This is a genomic window from Fusicatenibacter sp. (assembly GCF_977045365.1).
On the sequence record NZ_CDRRUH010000064.1, the window covers coordinates 1 to 17,297 of the forward strand.

Annotated in this window: 17 protein-coding genes and 1 pseudogene; 8 read left to right on the forward strand and 10 right to left on the reverse strand. The window is 48.9% G+C overall.

Going from position 1 to position 17,297, the window contains the following annotated elements; genetic code table 11:
- The 4 genes from ACY2VW_RS12145 to ispE form a co-directional block, all read right to left on the reverse strand.
- Nucleotides 1–1,070 (reverse strand): GerAB/ArcD/ProY family transporter (locus ACY2VW_RS12145; protein WP_461878251.1); only part of this gene is annotated, 1,070 nt, incomplete at its 3' end.
- A gap of 3 nt (nt 1,071–1,073) precedes the next feature.
- Nucleotides 1,074–2,603, reverse strand: a complete 1,530-nt coding sequence (locus ACY2VW_RS12150) for a spore germination protein (protein WP_461878252.1) — start codon at nt 2,601–2,603, stop codon at nt 1,074–1,076.
- Nucleotides 2,604–2,746: 143 nt separating this feature from the next.
- Nucleotides 2,747–3,457 (reverse strand): GntR family transcriptional regulator, encoded by a 711-nt coding sequence (locus tag ACY2VW_RS12155; protein ID WP_461874802.1) that lies wholly within the window; start codon nt 3,455–3,457, stop codon nt 2,747–2,749.
- A complete protein-coding gene (ispE, locus tag ACY2VW_RS12160) occupies nt 3,444–4,325 on the reverse strand; it encodes a 4-(cytidine 5'-diphospho)-2-C-methyl-D-erythritol kinase (RefSeq protein ID WP_461878253.1) in 882 nt (293 codons plus the stop codon). Before ispE ends, ACY2VW_RS12155 begins: the two co-directional genes overlap by 14 nt.
- Nucleotides 4,326–4,603: 278 nt before the next feature.
- Between ispE and ACY2VW_RS12165 the strand changes: the two genes are divergently transcribed.
- Nucleotides 4,604–5,347, forward strand: coding sequence for an AzlC family ABC transporter permease (locus tag ACY2VW_RS12165; protein ID WP_461874804.1), 744 nt, complete (start codon nt 4,604–4,606; stop codon nt 5,345–5,347).
- On the forward strand, nt 5,337–5,639 hold the full coding sequence (locus ACY2VW_RS12170) for an AzlD domain-containing protein (RefSeq protein WP_330410127.1): 303 nt from the start codon (nt 5,337–5,339) through the stop codon (nt 5,637–5,639). Before ACY2VW_RS12165 ends, ACY2VW_RS12170 begins: the two co-directional genes overlap by 11 nt.
- Before the next feature lie 83 nt (nt 5,640–5,722).
- Here the strand turns inward: ACY2VW_RS12170 and ACY2VW_RS12175 are convergent, their stop codons facing one another.
- Nucleotides 5,723–7,243 carry an alpha-N-arabinofuranosidase gene (locus ACY2VW_RS12175; protein ID WP_461878254.1) on the reverse strand — a complete coding sequence of 507 codons (1,521 nt, stop codon included), beginning with the start codon at nt 7,241–7,243 and terminating at the stop codon, nt 5,723–5,725.
- Nucleotides 7,244–7,678: 435 nt separating this feature from the next.
- On the opposite strand from ACY2VW_RS12175, the gene ACY2VW_RS12180 reads away from it, so the two are divergent.
- From ACY2VW_RS12180 to ACY2VW_RS12195, 4 genes are all read left to right on the forward strand, one after another.
- Nucleotides 7,679–8,971 (forward strand): L-cysteine desulfidase family protein, encoded by a 1,293-nt coding sequence (locus ACY2VW_RS12180; RefSeq protein WP_173828878.1) that lies wholly within the window; start codon nt 7,679–7,681, stop codon nt 8,969–8,971.
- Nucleotides 8,943–9,131, forward strand: coding sequence for a DUF6783 domain-containing protein (locus tag ACY2VW_RS12185; RefSeq protein ID WP_461878255.1), 189 nt, complete (start codon nt 8,943–8,945; stop codon nt 9,129–9,131). Before ACY2VW_RS12180 ends, ACY2VW_RS12185 begins: the two co-directional genes overlap by 29 nt.
- A gap of 165 nt (nt 9,132–9,296) precedes the next feature.
- Complete coding sequence (locus ACY2VW_RS12190) at nt 9,297–10,205, forward strand: ribokinase (RefSeq protein ID WP_461878256.1); 909 nt, start codon at nt 9,297–9,299, stop codon at nt 10,203–10,205.
- Between the two features lie 140 nt (nt 10,206–10,345).
- Nucleotides 10,346–10,864 carry a helix-turn-helix transcriptional regulator gene (locus ACY2VW_RS12195; RefSeq protein WP_461878257.1) on the forward strand — a complete coding sequence of 173 codons (519 nt, stop codon included), beginning with the start codon at nt 10,346–10,348 and terminating at the stop codon, nt 10,862–10,864.
- A 95-nt stretch (nt 10,865–10,959) separates the two neighbouring features.
- Here the strand turns inward: ACY2VW_RS12195 and ACY2VW_RS12200 are convergent, their stop codons facing one another.
- Nucleotides 10,960–11,586 (reverse strand): GntR family transcriptional regulator, encoded by a 627-nt coding sequence (locus ACY2VW_RS12200; protein WP_119198009.1) that lies wholly within the window; start codon nt 11,584–11,586, stop codon nt 10,960–10,962.
- A gap of 286 nt (nt 11,587–11,872) precedes the next feature.
- On the opposite strand from ACY2VW_RS12200, the gene ACY2VW_RS12205 reads away from it, so the two are divergent.
- Nucleotides 11,873–12,886 (forward strand): Rpn family recombination-promoting nuclease/putative transposase, encoded by a 1,014-nt coding sequence (locus tag ACY2VW_RS12205; protein ID WP_461878258.1) that lies wholly within the window; start codon nt 11,873–11,875, stop codon nt 12,884–12,886.
- 71 nt (nt 12,887–12,957) lie between these two features.
- Here the strand turns inward: ACY2VW_RS12205 and ACY2VW_RS12210 are convergent, their stop codons facing one another.
- Nucleotides 12,958–13,389: an RrF2 family transcriptional regulator gene (locus tag ACY2VW_RS12210; protein WP_461874818.1), complete on the reverse strand. Its 432-nt coding sequence runs from the start codon at nt 13,387–13,389 to the stop codon at nt 12,958–12,960.
- Nucleotides 13,390–13,564: 175 nt separating this feature from the next.
- Nucleotides 13,565–14,872 carry an O-acetylhomoserine aminocarboxypropyltransferase/cysteine synthase family protein gene (locus tag ACY2VW_RS12215; protein WP_461878259.1) on the reverse strand — a complete coding sequence of 436 codons (1,308 nt, stop codon included), beginning with the start codon at nt 14,870–14,872 and terminating at the stop codon, nt 13,565–13,567.
- A 373-nt stretch (nt 14,873–15,245) separates the two neighbouring features.
- Between ACY2VW_RS12215 and ACY2VW_RS12220 the strand changes: the two are divergent.
- Nucleotides 15,246–15,323: pseudogene (locus ACY2VW_RS12220) on the forward strand (DUF6783 domain-containing protein); the annotation flags it as partial.
- 33 nt (nt 15,324–15,356) lie between these two features.
- Here ACY2VW_RS12220 and ACY2VW_RS12225 read toward each other — a convergent pair.
- Both ACY2VW_RS12225 and cysK read right to left on the reverse strand, forming a co-directional pair.
- Nucleotides 15,357–16,265 carry a LysR family transcriptional regulator gene (locus ACY2VW_RS12225; RefSeq protein WP_461874819.1) on the reverse strand — a complete coding sequence of 303 codons (909 nt, stop codon included), beginning with the start codon at nt 16,263–16,265 and terminating at the stop codon, nt 15,357–15,359.
- Nucleotides 16,266–16,442: 177 nt separating this feature from the next.
- Nucleotides 16,443–17,297, reverse strand: an 855-nt coding sequence (cysK, locus tag ACY2VW_RS12230; protein WP_461878260.1) for a cysteine synthase A, incomplete at its 5' end; no start/stop codon positions are given.

Sequence of the window (17,297 nt, forward strand, 5' to 3'; positions counted from 1 at the left end):
CGCAGTTTTTTCATATGCTTCTGACAGAAGCCGGGCAGCACCGTGATGGCAAGGAAAAACGGAAAGTAACCGTACCGGACCGACCATCCGCGTTCCGCGCACGACAGCAGCCACACCAGAAGCACCGCGATGACCCGCACATACGGATTCTGTGGTTTCCAGAGTCCCGTTTTTTCTCCCGTCAGCGATACATAAAACAACAGACTTCCAAGCGTAAATAAGAGTCCCATCAGAAGAAATGCCATCCACAGAATATCAAACCGCTCCAGAAATCCACCCGGCAGGCTCGTTCCTGCCATTAATAGTAAAAGCGGGTCCTGCGCCGCAGCCGTGCCGCGCTGGCCGAAAACGCCGAGCAGCGCCATGCTTCCTGCGATTACAAGAAGCCCCGTTTTCCAGATACTCTGCGTCACCGGAAGAATGACACTCCTGTGCTCTTTCTGCACATGCCCCAGTAAAAACGGCAGCAGAGCGAGCGGCGTTCCGTTTTCCAGCGTTCTCCACACATTCCGCCCAAAAAGCGCTCCGTTATCCACACTTTCAACAGACCTTGCCGTTTTCCATGCATCCTCAAACGCAGCAAAATGCATCTGCGGAACCGTCAGCAGAAGCAGAATCAAAATCCCGCCCACAATCCACGGATAGAGAGCTTCCGCCAGCCGTCCTCTTTTCTGTACTTCACTGCCGACACCAAACCCGGCGGCCGCAAGCAGAAACAGTCCGCAGAGCTCCTGCGGTACACCCGCTGTCAGATATGCGGCGGCAAGCCACGCCATTTTGCGAAGCAGTGTTCCGCCGAGAAAAAGCAGATAACACAGATATATCACTGCCAGAAGGAGTTTCCCAGCCTTTCCCATCACGCTTTCCAGACGGCAGTAAAGCCCGCCAAGGCGCACGAGATAAATGCACCACACCGCCAGCAGCCCATATCCAACGAAAATCCCTGCCATACCGGGCAGGCCGTCCGATGCGCCGTACGCTGCGAGCTGCCAGAATGCCGGGCAGAGCAGAACGAGCACGATCTGGCGTTCCATCTGGCGCTGTGAAATTCTGTCATTTTCCGAAAACATGCGTCACTCTCCCCTTTCCTGTTTTTCTTCCGGCTCCACAGCTTTTCTGTTTTTCCGCAGCCGCACTCTCTGACCGCGCTTTGCAAAGACCGGCCGCTCCCGCATCTGATGCAGCGGCGGCCGCCATACGGAATCCTTCGGCGCATGGTAGCCCGCAAGTCCTTTCCCGACAAACGGCATCAGATAGGGAATACCAAAACTCATAAGCCCGGCGAGATGACCTGCGAGAAGAAACGTGCCGAGCGCCATGCCGAAAATGCCGAGCCATCCGCCGAGCAGAATGAAGCCGAATTTCAGCAGCCGGAACGGCGCACCGAACTCTTCGTTCGGAATCGCCAGCGAACAGAGCGCTGAAACCGCAACCACAACGACGGTCATCGGGCTCACCAGATTGGCGGAAACCGCTGCATCTCCGATGATCAGTCCGCCCACAATTCCGATCGTCCCGCCAAGCGGCCCCGGCATGCGCACACCAGCCTCGCGGATCAGTTCAAAAGCAAATTCCATCAGAAGAATTTCCAGAATGCCGGGGAACGGAACGCCTTTCCGCGCTTCGGCGAACGCCAGCAGGAGTTTGGTCGGAAGCACCTGCGTGTGAAAGCCCGTGACAGCCAGGTATCCGCCCGAAATCCACAGGGCGAGAAAGACCGCCGCATACCGCAGCAGCCGCTCAAATGAGACGATCAGAAAATGATGATACCGGTCCTCACTGACCTTTAAAAAGCTGTCAAATGATGCCGGGAAGAGAATCCCGACCGGGGAATTATCACATAAAAGCAGGATTCTTCCGTCCAGAATCTCCATCGCCGCGCGGTCCGGCCGTTCGGTCGTCTCGAAGCGCGGGAACGGCGATTTCCACTGCGGTTCGCAGAGCTGCTCGACCATGCCGCTGTCAAAAACGCCGTCCACTTCCCAGCCGGCAATCTGCTGTTTCACACTTTCCAGAAATTTCGGATAAATCAGCTCTTTCTCATACACCAGAGCCAGAACCGTATCAGAACGCGCACCAAAATGTATCTCCTCCACTTTCAGATCAGTGGTCCGCAGACGCTTGCGGACGAGTGCCGTGTTGGTTTTGACGGAATCGGAAAAGCCTTCGTTTGAGCCGCGCAGCACTTTCTCGGATTCGGCCTTCTGGACTCCCATATTTGGATATCCCTTCGAACCGATTTTGACGGCGCGGTCGTATCCGTCCACAAAGAGAACGGCGTTTCCCGCCAGCATCGAGGCAAAGGCATCCTCGAGGGTATTAAATTCCAGCGTGTCGGAAATTCCGAGCAGGTTTTCGGAGAGATAGTTCGGAATCTCATCCTCAGGGACTTCCATCAGACGGTTCAGCAGCTTGCCGATCACGGAATCTTCCAGGGTGACGCAGCTTACTGCGGCTTCGACGTAGATCAGCAGCGCGCCGGTTCCGCCCGCTTTCCCGATTTTCATCGGACGGATCTGGATGTCATCGCAGTTTTCGCACCATGCGCGGATGATGCTTTCATTTTCCGCCAGTGATAATGATATTTTTGTTTTCTTCTCCACGCCGCACGCTCTCCTTCCATAAAAATCGGCCGGGAGAAACACGCTCCGTGAATTTCTCCCGGTTTCGCGGCGAAAAAAAACATTCTGCCGCAGAGTTTTTTCACTCCGTAACAGAATGTTCTTTTTTCGAATTTTTATACGCTCTATTTTTCCTCAGCCGCCGCCATATTCTGATGATGTACGGTCTGCATAATGCTTTCCTGCTGCCGCTCGATATGCTCGCGGATCATTTTCTGCGCGCCCATAAGATCGCGTTTTTTCATCCGCTCATACAGCGCATCGTGCTCTTCCACCAGTGACCGGCGTGATTTTACGTCTTTCAGGTATTCGATCCGATACCGGTACATCTGCTCCCGCAGGTTATTCAGCAGCTGGATCAGACGCTCATTATTCGTTGCCTGGTAAATCACATCGTGGAACGCCACATCCGCCTGTGCAAGCTCCTGCAGATCATCTGTCTCCGTCTCCAGCAGCTTCTCAAAACTGCGTGATGCCTGATACAGGCTGTGCAGTTCCGCCTCGGTAATCCGTTCGCACGCCAGCTTCACCGCCAGCTCCTCGAGTCCGAGCCGCACCTCCAGCACGTCGTTCAGGTCTTTTTCCGTGATCTGTGCTACCTGCGCACCCTTCCGCGGTACCATGATCACAAGGCCGTCCAGCTCCAGCATACGGATCGCCTCGCGGATCGGGGTACGCGAAACGCCGAGCTGATTTGCCAGCCGGATCTCCATCAGCCGTTCACCCGGCTTTAACTCCCCGCGCAGAATCGCCTGGCGCAGCGTGCGGAACACGACATCACGGAGTGGAAGGTACTGATAATCCTCCATCTGCAGGTCTAACTCATTTTTTGCCATACTCTGTACCTCCCGGTTTTGATACTGTAGTCAGGAATGTCTGTTTCGACAGTCCGCTTATTTTTAACTGATCGCGGGCAAATTCTGCCTTGTCCGGATCGTCGAAAATGCCGAATACGGTCGGGCCGCTGCCGCTCATCATCGCATTGACCGCACCGTTTTTCATCATCTGTGCCTTGATCTCGTCGATCACCGGATACGCCGGACACGTCACGGATTCCAGCACATTTCCCATGCGGTCCGTGATGCCGTACAGGTCATGATTTCGGATCGCCTCTACCATGCCGTCGATATCCGGATGCTCCGTCACCTCATCAAGATGCAGGTTTCCATAGACAAATTTTGTCGAAACATTGATGCCCGGTTTTCCGATCAGCACGCAGCACATCGGTACGCCGGGAAGGGATGTCAGCTTTTCGCCGATTCCTTCTGCCAGCGCCGTACCGCGCATCACACAGTACGGAACATCCGCGCCGATCTGCACGCCGCGCTCCATCAGCTGGCGTTTTGTGAGTCCCAGCTGGAACATACGGTTGATTCCGACCAGCGCTGCCGCCGCATCGGAGCTTCCGCCCGCCATGCCGGCTGCTACCGGGATAAATTTTGTCAGGTTCATATCGACACCCTGATGAATGCCAAATTCGTCCATCAGAAGTTTTGCCGCTTTGTATACGAGATTTCCGTCATTGCACGGCAGGAACGGCAGATTTGTTGTAAGCCTTATGCCGGGTTCTTTGCTCTCCTTTATTTCCAGCTGATCGTACATCTGGATCGTCTGCATTACCATACGGACTTCATGGTAACCGTCTTCTCTTTTCCGGGTCACATCGAGACCAAGATTTATTTTTGCAAGCGCACGCAGTTTCATCGTAAGCACCACCTTCGGTAATGTTTTTTGTATACATAAATATTAATGGATTTTTCTTCTATTTTCAAGCTTTATCTTCTGTTTTTGTACATAATTTTATACAATCCAGTTCAACAGCCTTAGAAACGCAGGCGTAAGCGGTGGCTGAGGGAAACGAACAAGCGCAAAATAAGAGTTTACGAACCTGTCGAAACTTGCTATAATTTTCACCAGAAGATTGCGAGAGTGCAAAGCACGTAGCAATCTGATTTTTATGCAGGAGAAGGAAGTATTTTTTTATGAGTTCACAAAAATCTTATTCATTTTCCCGCCAGGTTCTGATCAACGGAATCCGCGATGGTATTCCGATCGGGCTTGGCTATTTTGCGGTCTCGTTTTCGCTCGGCATTGCGGCGCGTAAGGCAGGTCTTAGTCCTTTTCAGGGCTTTCTCGCCAGTCTTTTTAACAATGCTTCCGCCGGAGAATACGCCGCCTTTACACTGATTGCCGCCAATGCAGGCTATCTGCAGGTCGCCATCATTACGCTCATCGCCAATGCGCGGTATCTGCTGATGAGCTGTGCGCTTGCCCAGCGTTTTTCACCGGACACGCCGTTTTTCCACCGTTTTCTCATTGGTTACGATGTGACGGATGAACTGTTCGGCATCACAATTGCGCGCCCGGGCTGGCTGAATCCGTATTATACGTACGGCGCCATTCTCGTCGCTGCTCCCGCGTGGTCGATCGGCACGGCACTTGGCATTATTGCCGGAAATCTGCTGCCGCTGCGTGCTGTCAGTGCCTTAAGTGTGGCGCTGTATGGCATGTTCCTTGCGATCATCATTCCCCCGGCGCGAAAAAGCCGTGTGGTAGCAGGTCTTGTTGCCGTCAGCTTTTTCTTAAGCTTTATCTGCAACTATCTCCCGGGCATCTCCACTCTCTCCGACGGAACCAGAACGATTCTGCTCACCGTTCTGATTTCCTGCGCCGGAGCTATCCTGTTCCCGGTAAAGACAGAGGAGGAAAATGCTGATGTACAATAATTATATCTATATCGCCGTCATGGCCCTGGTTTCCTACACCATCCGGATTCTGCCGCTGACGCTGATCCGGAAGCCGATTAAAAATCAGTTTATTCAGTCGTTTCTGTACTATGTACCATACGTGACACTGTCCGTCATGACCTTCCCGGCGATCGTCCATGCAACACAGAGCCCTGTTTCCGGCGCACTCGCACTTGTCGTCGGCATCGCAGCCGCATGGTTCGGTGCAAGCCTGTTTCAGGTTTCGGTGGCATGTTGTGCGGTGGTGTTTGTGATCGAACTGTTTTTATAAATAAATTTTTCCGAATATGGAAAAACGGGCTGTCCATGGGAAGAACTCTGCTTCCCTGGGCAGCCCGCGTTGATTCTTTCTTGTTACTCTGCTTTTCTGAAATGATATACGCTGACCGAAGCCGCCGGCAATGCAATCTGGAAGGAGTCTTTTTCCCGTGCAGGTGCTTTTCCTTCTTTGCAGCGGACACGGTTCGGATGTTTCACATCGTTGTAGTTCTGCGGATCTTTGGAATTCAGTGTTTTTGCATCAACAAATTCCGGACACTGTTTGAATTTCAGCTCGATTTTCTTTGATTCCTGATAGCTTGTATTGACAAGATTGACGTAAATATCCTGATCCTTTACGGAAGCAAAAACGCAGACCTCCGGGTCTTTGTTTTTCTCCTCGAAACCAAGTGTATACGCACCCTGATGCACCTGATACATATCGAACACATCGTAGTTTGGTGTCAGAATACAATGCTCACCTTCCGTCAGGAACAGGGAATTCAGGACATTGACAGACTGTGCTACACATGCCATGCGCACATCCCCGGTGTTGCGGTGGAAAATATCCAGCGTCAATGCGGTTGTAACGGCATCGCGCATTGTGCACTGCTGGTACAGCGCCGGACGTGCATTAAACGCGCTGCTGTGCCAGTTGCCCCACTCACCGACAATCAGTTCACATTTTCTCGGTGCCGTCCGGAATGGGTCCTCCGGCTTCGTAAGTGCCTCAAGACCGGCGTCTATCAGGCGGCGCTGCTCGTGAATGACATTTTCCAGCTCTTTGCATCCATTGATTACATCATACCACTGTTTTTCATCGAACTTTTTCTCCGTCTGAAGCTGTTTCAGATTCCAGTTGTAAAAATGGAGATCATAGCCGTAAAGCGATGGCATACGGTATTTTCCCATCTCCTTGAAAAAGTCTTTCGTCCACGCAACACGCTCTTTTGGCTTGTTCCCATCCGGACCGCTGGCAATGCATTTAGGCGGAAACGCCTGATCGCCCGATCCAAAGGATGGACAGGACGATGTAAATTTCCGATATTCATTCGCATACATCTGCGGCGTCATTTTTCCGCCGCCATCCCATACTTCATTTCCAATGCCCCAGTATTCTACCTGAAACGGTGCTTCGTGTCCGTTTACCTTCCGTTCTCTGGTAAGTGTTGTAGATTCTCTTCGATTGCAATACTCCATCCATTCACGCATTTCAGCCGGAGAACCTGTCATCATATTGACATTAAACCATGGCTTTGCGCCGATCATTTCACAGAATTCCATCATCTCGTGCGTACCGAACTGATTCGGATCGGTTTCAAATGTACCAAAATTTTCATTATAAGTAACCGGCCTGTTCTCTCTCGGTCCGATTCCGTTTCTCCAGTGATAAACATCCGCATAGCATCCGCCCGGCCAGCGGATCACCGGCGGATGCAGCTTCCGAAATGCATCCACAAGGTCTTTTCGGATTCCATGATAATTCGGAATCTCCGAATCCTCACCGACCCAGATGCCATCGTAAATACAGGAGCCAAGAAATTCTATAAAGTGTCCCTGCAACTCCGGGTAAATATAGTTCTCTCCGATTAATTTTCGAAACGTAATTTTCTGCATACAGACTTCCTCCAATGTAAGAAACTCAGCACCGCAAAGCGCGAATTACTGCGTCACAGATTTTTATCATACTCCGGTACGCCTTCCCATCGGTTCCTTGTAATTCGCGCTCTGCAATACTGCCTTTTGCGTATTATTTTGGGTCTTTGCTATAATTTCAGTATAGGACATATCGGAAAAAAACACAACGTGTTGCCGGAAAATCCCAACGTGTGTCTGAAAAGAATTTCCGAAGCAAAACCTGAGATGAGAGCTGTTCGCGCGGGCTATCGCAGCCGAAGGAGGACAAGCGTTCCGCAAAGTCGGGCTTGCAGCCTGGGAAGATGCAATTCTATGCTTGACATCTGATATTATCAGTGATATATCATTAATATAACCAGATATTATGCAGAACTTATTGTTTATCCGGATAAAAAAATACACAGGAGAACTTAGATGGATCAGAAATTATACGACAGTTATGTAAAGATTTTAAAGAACGAACTTGTTCCGGCCCTCGGATGTACCGAACCGATTGCGATTGCCTATGCAGCTGCGAAAGCACACGAGGTACTCGGACAGATGCCGGAAAAGATTGAACTTTGCTGCAGTGGAAATATTATCAAAAATGTAAAAGGCGTTAAGGTTCCAAATTCCAACGGTCTGAAGGGAATTGATGTTGCAGCAACACTCGGTGTTGTCGGCGGACGGGCCGATCGTGAGCTTGAGGTTCTTGAGGACGTAACTGAAGCAGACATTGAAAAGACAAAAGAACTGGTACAGCAGGGATTCTGCACCTGTACGTTAAAAGAAGGTGTAGAAAATCTCTATATCGTTGCAAAAGTCATCGCCGGTGAGCACAGCGCCGAGGTTACAATTGTCAACCGCCATACACTGATTTCACGCATCGTAAAGGACGGCGAAGTACTCTACCAGATTGCTGCACATGAAGATTCTCCGGAATATGTAGATAAAAGCGTGCTGAATGTCAAAGATATTCTCGAATTTGCCGATACGGTAAAAATCGAAGATGTCAAAGACATTCTTGACCGTCAGATCACCATGAACTCTGCGATTTCCGATGAAGGCCTGAATCATCCGTACGGAGCACAGGTAGGCCGCACCCTTCTGAATGATTATGGCAATGACGTTAAAATCCGCGCCCGTGCCCGTGCAGCAGCTGGTTCCGATGCACGTATGAGCGGCTGTTCTCTTCCGGTTGTCATCAATTCCGGCAGTGGAAACCAGGGTATGACCGTTTCTCTTCCTGTTATTGAATTTGCAAAAGAATGGAACGTTTCGCAGGATAAACTGTACCGCGCACTCGTTGTCAGCAACCTGATCGCCGTTCATCAGAAAAAATATATTGGTAGCCTTTCCGCTTACTGCGGTGCCGTCAGTGCCGGCTGCGGCGCAGGAGCTGCCATCACCTATCTTTCCGGCGGATCGTATGAGGATGTCAGCCTGACCATCGTCAACACCATCGGAAACGTCGGCGGTATTGTCTGCGACGGAGCAAAATCCTCCTGTGCAGCAAAAATCGCATCCGCTGTTGATGCCGCAATTCTGGCTCACTACATGGGCCAGCACCACAGAAGCTTCCAGCCGGGAGAAGGTATCGTGCGGGAAGATGTCGAAGATACGATTAAGAGTATGGGATACATCGGAAGAGTCGGCATGAAAGATACCGATACGGAAATCCTGAATATTATGATCGACCGTGTGGATATTGACGAAGTGTGTAAATAATAATAAAAATATTACGATAAGGCAGCCATCTGGACAAACTTGCACAGATGGCTGTTTTTATGTTGCTCTTCCTGTCCACCCTGAAAACCGCTACGACGCCCTCATCTTGGCAAAATCTCCCGTAAATTGTGACACACATTTTGCGGAAAACCTTTTTTAACAGACTTTTTCAAACAGGCTCTGATTTTGATTTGAAAAAGCGGAGGTTCTGCATTATGATGAAGTACAGGGAATCTATGAACTGGCTTTACCGCTTCCAAAAAGCTATGATGTTTTCCTTTTGACGGATTCTGTAAAAGAAACAGGAAGCAGAAAGAGAGTATCTATGAAAGTATTAGTCTTCGGTTCTTTAAATATCGATTACGTCTACTCTGTCAATCATTTTGTCCAGCCAGGCGAAACGCTTTTGGCGGATAACCGGCAGATTTTCAGCGGAGGAAAAGGGCTGAACCAGGCGATTGCTTTTGCAAAATATGGTCTGGAAACATGGCATGCCGGCGCTGTTGGGGCAAAGGATTCTGCTCCGCTGCTGGAAACGCTGAAAGATGCTGGTGTTTACACGGATCTTGTTCTGAAAAAAGAAGGACCATCGGGACACACGATCATTCAGAATACACCGGAAGGTGAAAACTGTATTATCCTCTTCGGCGGTGCAAATCAGGCCATTACGAAAGCGGATGTGGATCATGTATTAACCTTCGCTGAACCGGGCGACTATCTGGTCCTGCAGAATGAGATCAGTGAGATCCCTTATCTGATGGACTGCGCGTACGAAAAAGGCATGCATATTGTGCTGAACCCCTCACCCGTCAATAAAAAGATTTTCCAGATGCCGCTCGAAAAGGCCGAATATCTGATTCTGAACGAAATTGAGGCCGCTGCAATTTTAAAAGAAACGGGTGCTGCCCTTGCTGAAAACGCGGATGGCACTTCTCTGCTGAACGGACTGGTTCACAAATTTCCGGATAGCAAAATCGTGCTCACCCTCGGCAAAGAAGGCTCCATGTACGGCTATCGCACCAACCGCTCCACACAGGGCATTTTCCCGGTAAAAACCGTTGATACCACAGCGGCAGGCGATACCTTTACCGGATACTTTGTCGGTGAAATCATAAACGGAAAAACACCGGAAGAAGCACTCAAAACTGCCGCCATGGCATCTGCGATTGCGGTAGGGAAAAAGGGCGCCAGCACATCGATTCCGACGCTTGCGGAAGTCAGGGACTCCTTATAAAAGATTCAGAAAATCGGCGTAGCAAACATACTACAAATATGATATAGTATTCGCACGAAACAAGATCAGTATACCAAGATATTCGCATCTTTAATATTCCCGGAAGAGTGGATAAGTGTAAAGGATAAGATACAGAATATATGAGCAAAAAAGACACCGTAACAAAAGCGTTTATGCGCAAAAACACTGTATTTGCAGACGCTTTTAACCGAATCAAGCAAGTCCCCTGCTTCCATTGCGAAAAGCTGACGGCGGCTGTGCAGGAGGTGAAAAAAAATGCATGGTATGAGAAAGAGCGGCTGAATATGGAAGAGCACCTGTCCACCGATACCTCGGACCCGGTCAGCGTCATCAAGGACTATATCCGTTCGCATCTTTCCGATCCGGATCTGGGACGTACCTCGATCACCGACAAAATCCACATGAACCCGGATTACCTGTCCCACATTTTCAGTACGAAGACAGGAGCATCGCTTAGCAGCTACATCATGGATGAACGCATGGCAGCCGCAAAACGCCTGCTTGCCATCACAAGCTTCTCCCTCCAGCAGATCTGCGACCAGGTCGGAATCGCAAACGTTTCCTATTTTTACCGGCAGTTCAAGAAAAGCAGTGGAATGACACCGCAGCAGTATCGGGAGAAGCATTTTCATGGATAATCACGAGCCCTGGAGCGTGCCTGGAAAAGGTCTCCAGCGCACAAAAAAACAGAGTGTATTGGGATTTTTCGTTCCCATGCACTCTGTTTCATTTCTTACCCGCAAAAATCCGCCAGATCCTCTTTCAGATAATTCTGCGTCTTCTCCAGATCTTTCTCCCGGATACTCTGCATAATATCGTTATGATGCGCAATGTCCAGTGCCGGGTTTACGTTGGACCAGGTCTGCCAGTAAAACTGGGCGTAAGCGCGTTTTAAAACGTTCATGGTGCGTTCAAGCTCCTGATATGCGTAAGCGTTGCCGGAGAAGGAAATCAGCTTCAGATGAAATGCTGTGTTTGCCTCCCAGTGATCCCAGACGCTGTCGGTGCTCTGCTTGCATCTCTCGTCGATTTCGGCGAGCTCCGCCAGGTTTTCTTCGGTGATGTTTCCGATCGACTGGCGAAGGTATCCGCCCTCAAGAACGAGACGGAAATCCAGGATATTCTGTGCCTCCTCGCGGGATACGCTGACGACCTGATAGCCGAAGCGCGGGAAGCTGCGGAGAATTCCCTCGTTGCAGAGCGTTACCAGTGCTTCACGGATCGGCGTCTTGCTGCAGCCGAATTTCTGCACAAGCTCCTGCTCATTGATGATCTGGTTCGGTTTATATTCATCAGTAAAAATGCCGTTCAAAATGGCCTGGTATACCATGTTTTTGAGACTTTCCTGCTGTTTCTTCATCCGGAAAAACTCCTCACTTTTTCATATTCTCGGCGCCGCAGAAATGTGCTTCCGGCGCTGTTTTTTATCATAACAAAATTTTTTTCACTTGTAAATGGCAGATCCTGCGTTTTCCCAGCCTTTGCTTTCCAAAGACCTTTTTTAGAAAAAATTCAGAAAGACATTGTGGCAAACATAATACAAATATGATATAGTATTAGAACAAAGTCGAATAGGTTTCAGAAGGATTCTTACCTTAAAAATTCCCGGAAGAGTGGATAAGCGGAAAGGACAAGGTAAGGAACAAATGAGTAAAAAAGACACTGTTACAAAAGCATTCATGCGTGAAAACACTGTGTTTGCGGACGCTTTTAATTACCTGATTTTCAATGGAAAAAAGGTGATTCAGCCGGAACGGCTGCAGGAGCTTGACACAACGGAACTGGTGCAGCTGATCGCAAAAGGTAAAAACAACAAAAATGAGTCCGTTCAGAAATACCGGGACATTTTAAAGGCTGCTGTTATTATGGAGGATGAGAATGCGGATTATCTTCTGCTTGGAATCGAAAACCAGACGGAGATACATTATGCAATGCCTGTCCGAAATATGATTTATGATGCTCTGCAATATGGAAATCAGGTTGCAGCAATTGCAGCACAAAATGTAAAAGAAAAGAAAGCACCGACACGCGCAGAATTTCTGTCCGGCTTCTACAAAGCAGACAAACTCCGGCCAGTCATCACTCTTGTGCTTCATTTTGGAGCGGATCCATGGGATGGCGCTACTTCCCTGCATGAAATGATGGATTTTCCGCTGGAAGAAATGCGGACATTTATTCAGGACTACAAAATTCATCTCATCGATCCGGCAGCGCTTGAACCAGACGAACTCGAAAAATTTTCCACCAGTCTGCGGGAAGTGCTCGGCTGTATTAAGTATTCAAAGGATAAAGAAAAACTGTCTTCCTTTATCCGAAATAATACAAGAATGATGTTAGAAATAAACGCCGCCAGAGTAATTCAGGCAATCACAAACATAACCTTAGATCTTTCAGAAGAAGTGGAGGAAGTAGACATGTGTAAAGCAATTGATGACATGATGCAGGACAGCAGAGAGGAAGGACGCGCCGAAGGAATCGCCGAAGGACGTGCGAAAGGTAAAGCGGAAGGTAAAGCAGAAGGTAAAGCAGAGGGCAGAATGGAAGGTATTCTGTTTGCACTTACCGGACTTGTTCGCGATGGAGTTCTGAGCATAAAGGATGCAGCTTTTCGGGCGAATATGACAGAAAGTGCATTTGAAGCCGCAATGAAAAAAATGTAAACCACTCAAAAAAAGGATGTACTGCAGTAATTTTTACCCGTCACTGCAATACATCCTTCTTTACCGCATTCTCAGATCACATATTCATTCGCCTTCTGCATCTGCCATTCCACGAGGTCTGCCAGTGTGATATTGTCCACAACACCGTTAATTGCATCGTTCAGTTTCTGCCACAGCATGACCGTGACGCACTGGTCGGAACGGCCGCAGTCGGTGCCGTCTTCGACACAGTCAACCGGAGCGAGGCTGCCTTCTGTCAGGCGCAGGATCATGCCTACGGTGTATTCTTCCGGTTTCCGCTTCAGGGAGTAGCCACCTGCAGGGCCACGGACGCTTTTTACAAAACCTGCCTTATTTAAAATCGAGATGATCTGCTCAAGATACTTCTCGGAAATTTCCTGCCGCTTTGCCACATCCTTCAGGCGCACCGGCTCTCCGGTATTGTTCATCGCCAGATCCAGCATTAAACGCAGCGCGTATCGTCCTCTTGTTGAAACTCTCATTCACATTTCCTCCGAATCTTTATCCTATGACTTATTGTATCCCACATTCTCTACATAATCAATAGGAAATAGGAAATTTCAACGAAGTTTTCTGTAAAGCAAAAAATACGCCTCTGACACGAAATCTTGTGCCAGAGGCGTACGTTTTATTTTACTATAACCCGTTTCTTACTTCTTACTGAACTGCCTTAAATGCCTCATCCAGATCCTCGATGATATCGTCAACATTTTCGGTACCGATGGAAAGACGGATGGTGTTTGGTTTGATTCCCTGATCCAGCAGTTCTTCCTCGGTGCACTGGCTGTGTGTGGTGGTTGCCGGATGGATCACCAGAGATTTTACATCAGCAACGTTAGCCAGCAGGGAGAACAGCTCCAGATTGTCGATGAAGTCTTTTGCTTTCTGTGCATCGCCTTTGATTTCAAAGGTGAAGATAGAACCGCCGCCGTTCGGGAAGTATTTTGCGTACAGTGCCTGCTGCTCTGGATCTTCGGATACAGACGGATGATGTACTTTTTCAACCTGTGGCTGGCTCTCCAGATATTTTACAACCTTCAGTGCATTCTCAACATGACGTTCTACACGGAGAGACAGAGTCTCAAGTCCCTGCAGAAGCAGGAAGGAGTTGAACGGAGAAAGCGTAGCTCCGGTATCACGAAGAAGGATCGCACGTACTTTTGTAACGAATGCAGCAGGTCCAACTGCTTTTGTGAAGCTGATGCCGTGGTAGCTCGGGTTTGGCTCAGTCAGAGATGCGAATTTGCCGGATCCCTCCCAGTCGAATTTACCGCTGTCTACGATCACACCGCCAAGGGTAGTTCCATGACCGCCGATGAATTTAGTTGCGGAATGAACAACGATGTCTGCGCCGTACTCAATCGGACGAACGAGGTATGGAGTTGCGAAGGTATTATCGACAACCAGCGGAATTTTGTTCTCATGTGCAATTTTTGCAAGTGCTTCAATATCAACAACATCAGAGTTCGGATTTCCGAGGGTCTCGATGTAGATAGCTTTTGTGTTCTCCTGAACGGCTGCGCGAACCTCATCCAGATAGAATACATCAACAAATGTGGTGCTGATGCCGTACTGCGGAAGGGTGTGTGCCAGCAGGTTGTAGGAACCGCCGTAGATGTTCTTTGCGGATACGATGTGGTCGCCCTTCTGAGCCAGGTTGATGATGGTGTAGTTGATGGCTGCTGCTCCGGAAGCTACTGCAAGTGCTGCAACGCCGCCCTCCAGTGCTGCCATTCTCTGCTCGAAAACGTCCTCGGTCGGGTTCGTCAGACGACCGTAGATGTTTCCTGCATCCTGGAGTCCGAATCTTGCTGCTGCGTGATCGGAGTTATTGAATACGAAAGAAGAGGTCTGATAGATCGGCACTGCTCTTGCTCCTGTTGCCGGATCCGGATTTTCCTGTCCTACGTGAAGCTGTAAGGTTTCAAATTTAAGATTTCTTTCTGCTCTTGTTTTTTTGCTCATGATTGTATTCTCCTGTTCTGTTTTTCGTTTTTCTATTTCTTTTCATGTTCGATTTTCTATTCTTTATCGGAACCGGTTGTCATCCTGTTCTGTCCATGCTGCAATGCGGCTCCGTTTTCTTTCGGTTTTATCTGCTTACGCTGCAACACATGACATCATAGATCACGATTCGATTCTCTGCGAAAACTGCTCTCATTCTCTTCGCTTCCTCTCGTTTTTGTGATATTTCCTATCTGTTTACAAGGGTTATTATAGCGACAGTCTTCTGTTTTGTCCAATATAGAAAATTGATGGCCGGTTATAGGTTTTTCCTATAACATCTCTTTATCGCCAATATCATTTCTTCTAAAATTCCTATATCCAATCACGATGCATAAAACAAGATAACGAACGCAATTCATCTCCCACAAGCTGGGACTCGCACCTTGCGAAAAGCCTTTTTCAGACACACTCCGGAGGTCAAAGTTTTCTTGTTTCTCTCTTTTTACAGCACAAACTCCCTGTATTTCCGAATTTCTTCCAGATACTGCTGTCCCAGCGCACTGATCGACATACCCTTCCTGGAAACATAACCGATCATCATGTTCTCCTCTGCATGAAGCGGCACAGCGCGGTAATCACTGCCGTTTAATTCCTCACAGATAATGCCGGAGCAGAGCGTATAGCCATTCAGTCCGACCATCAGATTCAGCATGGTCGCGCGGTCATTTGCCTTAATGATTCTCTTATATTCATACGTTGAAAGCACTTCCTCTGCCAGGAAGAACGAATTATTGCTTCCCTGGTCAAATGACAGGCACGGATACTCTTTCAGCTCCTCCATTGTAATCTCGGCCTGATCTGCAAGCGGATGATCCTTCCAGAGATAGACGTACGTTCCACAGGAAAACAGATCGTGGAACTCAAGGTTATTGTCCTTCAGCAGCTTGTTCAGCACCTTCGCATTAAAATCATTCCGATACAAGATCCCAAGCTCACTCTTGAAGTTCTTTACATCCATCAGCACATCGTACGTTCTCGTCTCATAAACCGCAAACTCGTACTCATCCATACCAAACTGCTTCACCAGCTCCACAAACGCCTTTACGGCAAAGCTGTAATGCTGCATCGACACGCTGAATTTTTTCTTTCCCCTGGTGCGGTAAATATAGCGGTTTTCGAGAAGCTGATACTGGTCTGTGACCTGGCGTGCATAACCCAGAAACTCCTCGCCCTCCGGGGTCAGTACCGTTCCATGGCTGCTGCGCTTGAACAGCTCTATTCCAATCTCTTTTTCCAGCTCCTTGATTGCTCCGGAGAGACTCGGCTGTGAAATATAGAGTGCCTTTGCCGCCTCATTCATGGATCTGGAGTCTGCGGCCTGAATTACGTAGCGAAGCTGTTGTAGTGTCATAAGTAAAGTTCCCTTTCTGGTATAAATTGATATGCGAAACTGCCATTCGCGGTGGAGAGAAAATGCCGCGGATGGCAGTGTTCGCTGATATCTATCATTTGTAACCGTTCAAAGCCATGCGAAGATGGCGCTCTGAATCGTTACCATCGTAATTTTTAAACCTGAGTCTGTTCCCCTTTATTTGGCAAACAGAGCTGTAGAATAGTATCTGTCTCCGTTATCCGGTAAGAGCACAACGATAGTTTTGCCTTTATTTTCCTCTCGTTTTGCGAGCTGGATCGCCGCATACAACGCTGCTCCGGAGGAAATTCCTGCAAGAATGGCTTCCTCGGCTGCCAGATACCTACCGGTCTCGAAAGCGTCTTCATTTTCTACCTTGATAATTTCATCGTAAATACCGGTGTTCAGTGTTTCCGGCACAAAGCCTGCACCGATTCCCTGAATTTTGTGCGGTCCGGAAACTCCCTCCGACAATACCGGTGAGGATGCCGGCTCTACTGCTACAATTTTTACTTCCGGTTTTTTCTCTTTTAAATACTCACCCGTTCCGGTGATCGTTCCGCCGGTGCCGACACCTGCAATGAAGATGTCAACCTCTCCGTCGGTATCTTCCCAGATCTCCGGACCTGTTGTCTTTTTGTGGGTTGCCGGGTTTGCCGGGTTCACGAACTGGCCTGCGATGAAGCTGTTCGGGATCTCTTTTGCAAGCTCATCGGCTTTCTCGATCGCACCCTTCATACCCTTTGTTCCGTCCGTCAGAACAACCTCTGCGCCGTATGCCTTTACGATATTCCGGCGCTCTACACTCATGGTTTCCGGCATAGTAAGGATCATACGATAGCCTTTTACCGTTGCCGCCGCTGCCAGTCCGATTCCGGTATTTCCGGAGGTCGGCTCAATAATAACGGAGCCTTCCTTTAAGAGACCTTTTGCTTCCGCATCCTCGATCATCGCTTTTGCGATACGGTCTTTGACGCTTCCTGCCGGATTGAAGGATTCTACTTTTGCGATCAGTTTCGCCTGCAGTCCTTC

What these genes read in the sequence shown, in the direction of transcription:
- ACY2VW_RS12200 (WP_119198009.1), bottom strand. Translation starts at nt 11,586, where the DNA reads ATGAAGAAACAGCAGGAAAGTCTCAAAAACATGGTATACCAGGCCATT.
- ACY2VW_RS12175 (WP_461878254.1), bottom strand. Translation starts at nt 7,243, where the DNA reads ATGCAGAAAATTACGTTTCGAAAATTAATCGGAGAGAACTATATTTAC.
- ACY2VW_RS12155 (WP_461874802.1), bottom strand. Translation starts at nt 3,457, where the DNA reads ATGGCAAAAAATGAGTTAGACCTGCAGATGGAGGATTATCAGTACCTT.
- ACY2VW_RS12190 (WP_461878256.1), top strand. Translation starts at nt 9,297, where the DNA reads ATGAAAGTATTAGTCTTCGGTTCTTTAAATATCGATTACGTCTACTCT.
- ACY2VW_RS12180 (WP_173828878.1), top strand. Translation starts at nt 7,679, where the DNA reads ATGGATCAGAAATTATACGACAGTTATGTAAAGATTTTAAAGAACGAA.
- ACY2VW_RS12165 (WP_461874804.1), top strand. Translation starts at nt 4,604, where the DNA reads ATGAGTTCACAAAAATCTTATTCATTTTCCCGCCAGGTTCTGATCAAC.
- ACY2VW_RS12210 (WP_461874818.1), bottom strand. Translation starts at nt 13,389, where the DNA reads ATGAGAGTTTCAACAAGAGGACGATACGCGCTGCGTTTAATGCTGGAT.
- ACY2VW_RS12170 (WP_330410127.1), top strand. Translation starts at nt 5,337, where the DNA reads ATGTACAATAATTATATCTATATCGCCGTCATGGCCCTGGTTTCCTAC.
- ACY2VW_RS12225 (WP_461874819.1), bottom strand. Translation starts at nt 16,265, where the DNA reads ATGACACTACAACAGCTTCGCTACGTAATTCAGGCCGCAGACTCCAGA.
- ACY2VW_RS12195 (WP_461878257.1), top strand. Translation starts at nt 10,346, where the DNA reads ATGAGCAAAAAAGACACCGTAACAAAAGCGTTTATGCGCAAAAACACT.
- ispE (WP_461878253.1), bottom strand. Translation starts at nt 4,325, where the DNA reads ATGAAACTGCGTGCGCTTGCAAAAATAAATCTTGGTCTCGATGTGACC.
- ACY2VW_RS12215 (WP_461878259.1), bottom strand. Translation starts at nt 14,872, where the DNA reads ATGAGCAAAAAAACAAGAGCAGAAAGAAATCTTAAATTTGAAACCTTA.
- ACY2VW_RS12205 (WP_461878258.1), top strand. Translation starts at nt 11,873, where the DNA reads ATGAGTAAAAAAGACACTGTTACAAAAGCATTCATGCGTGAAAACACT.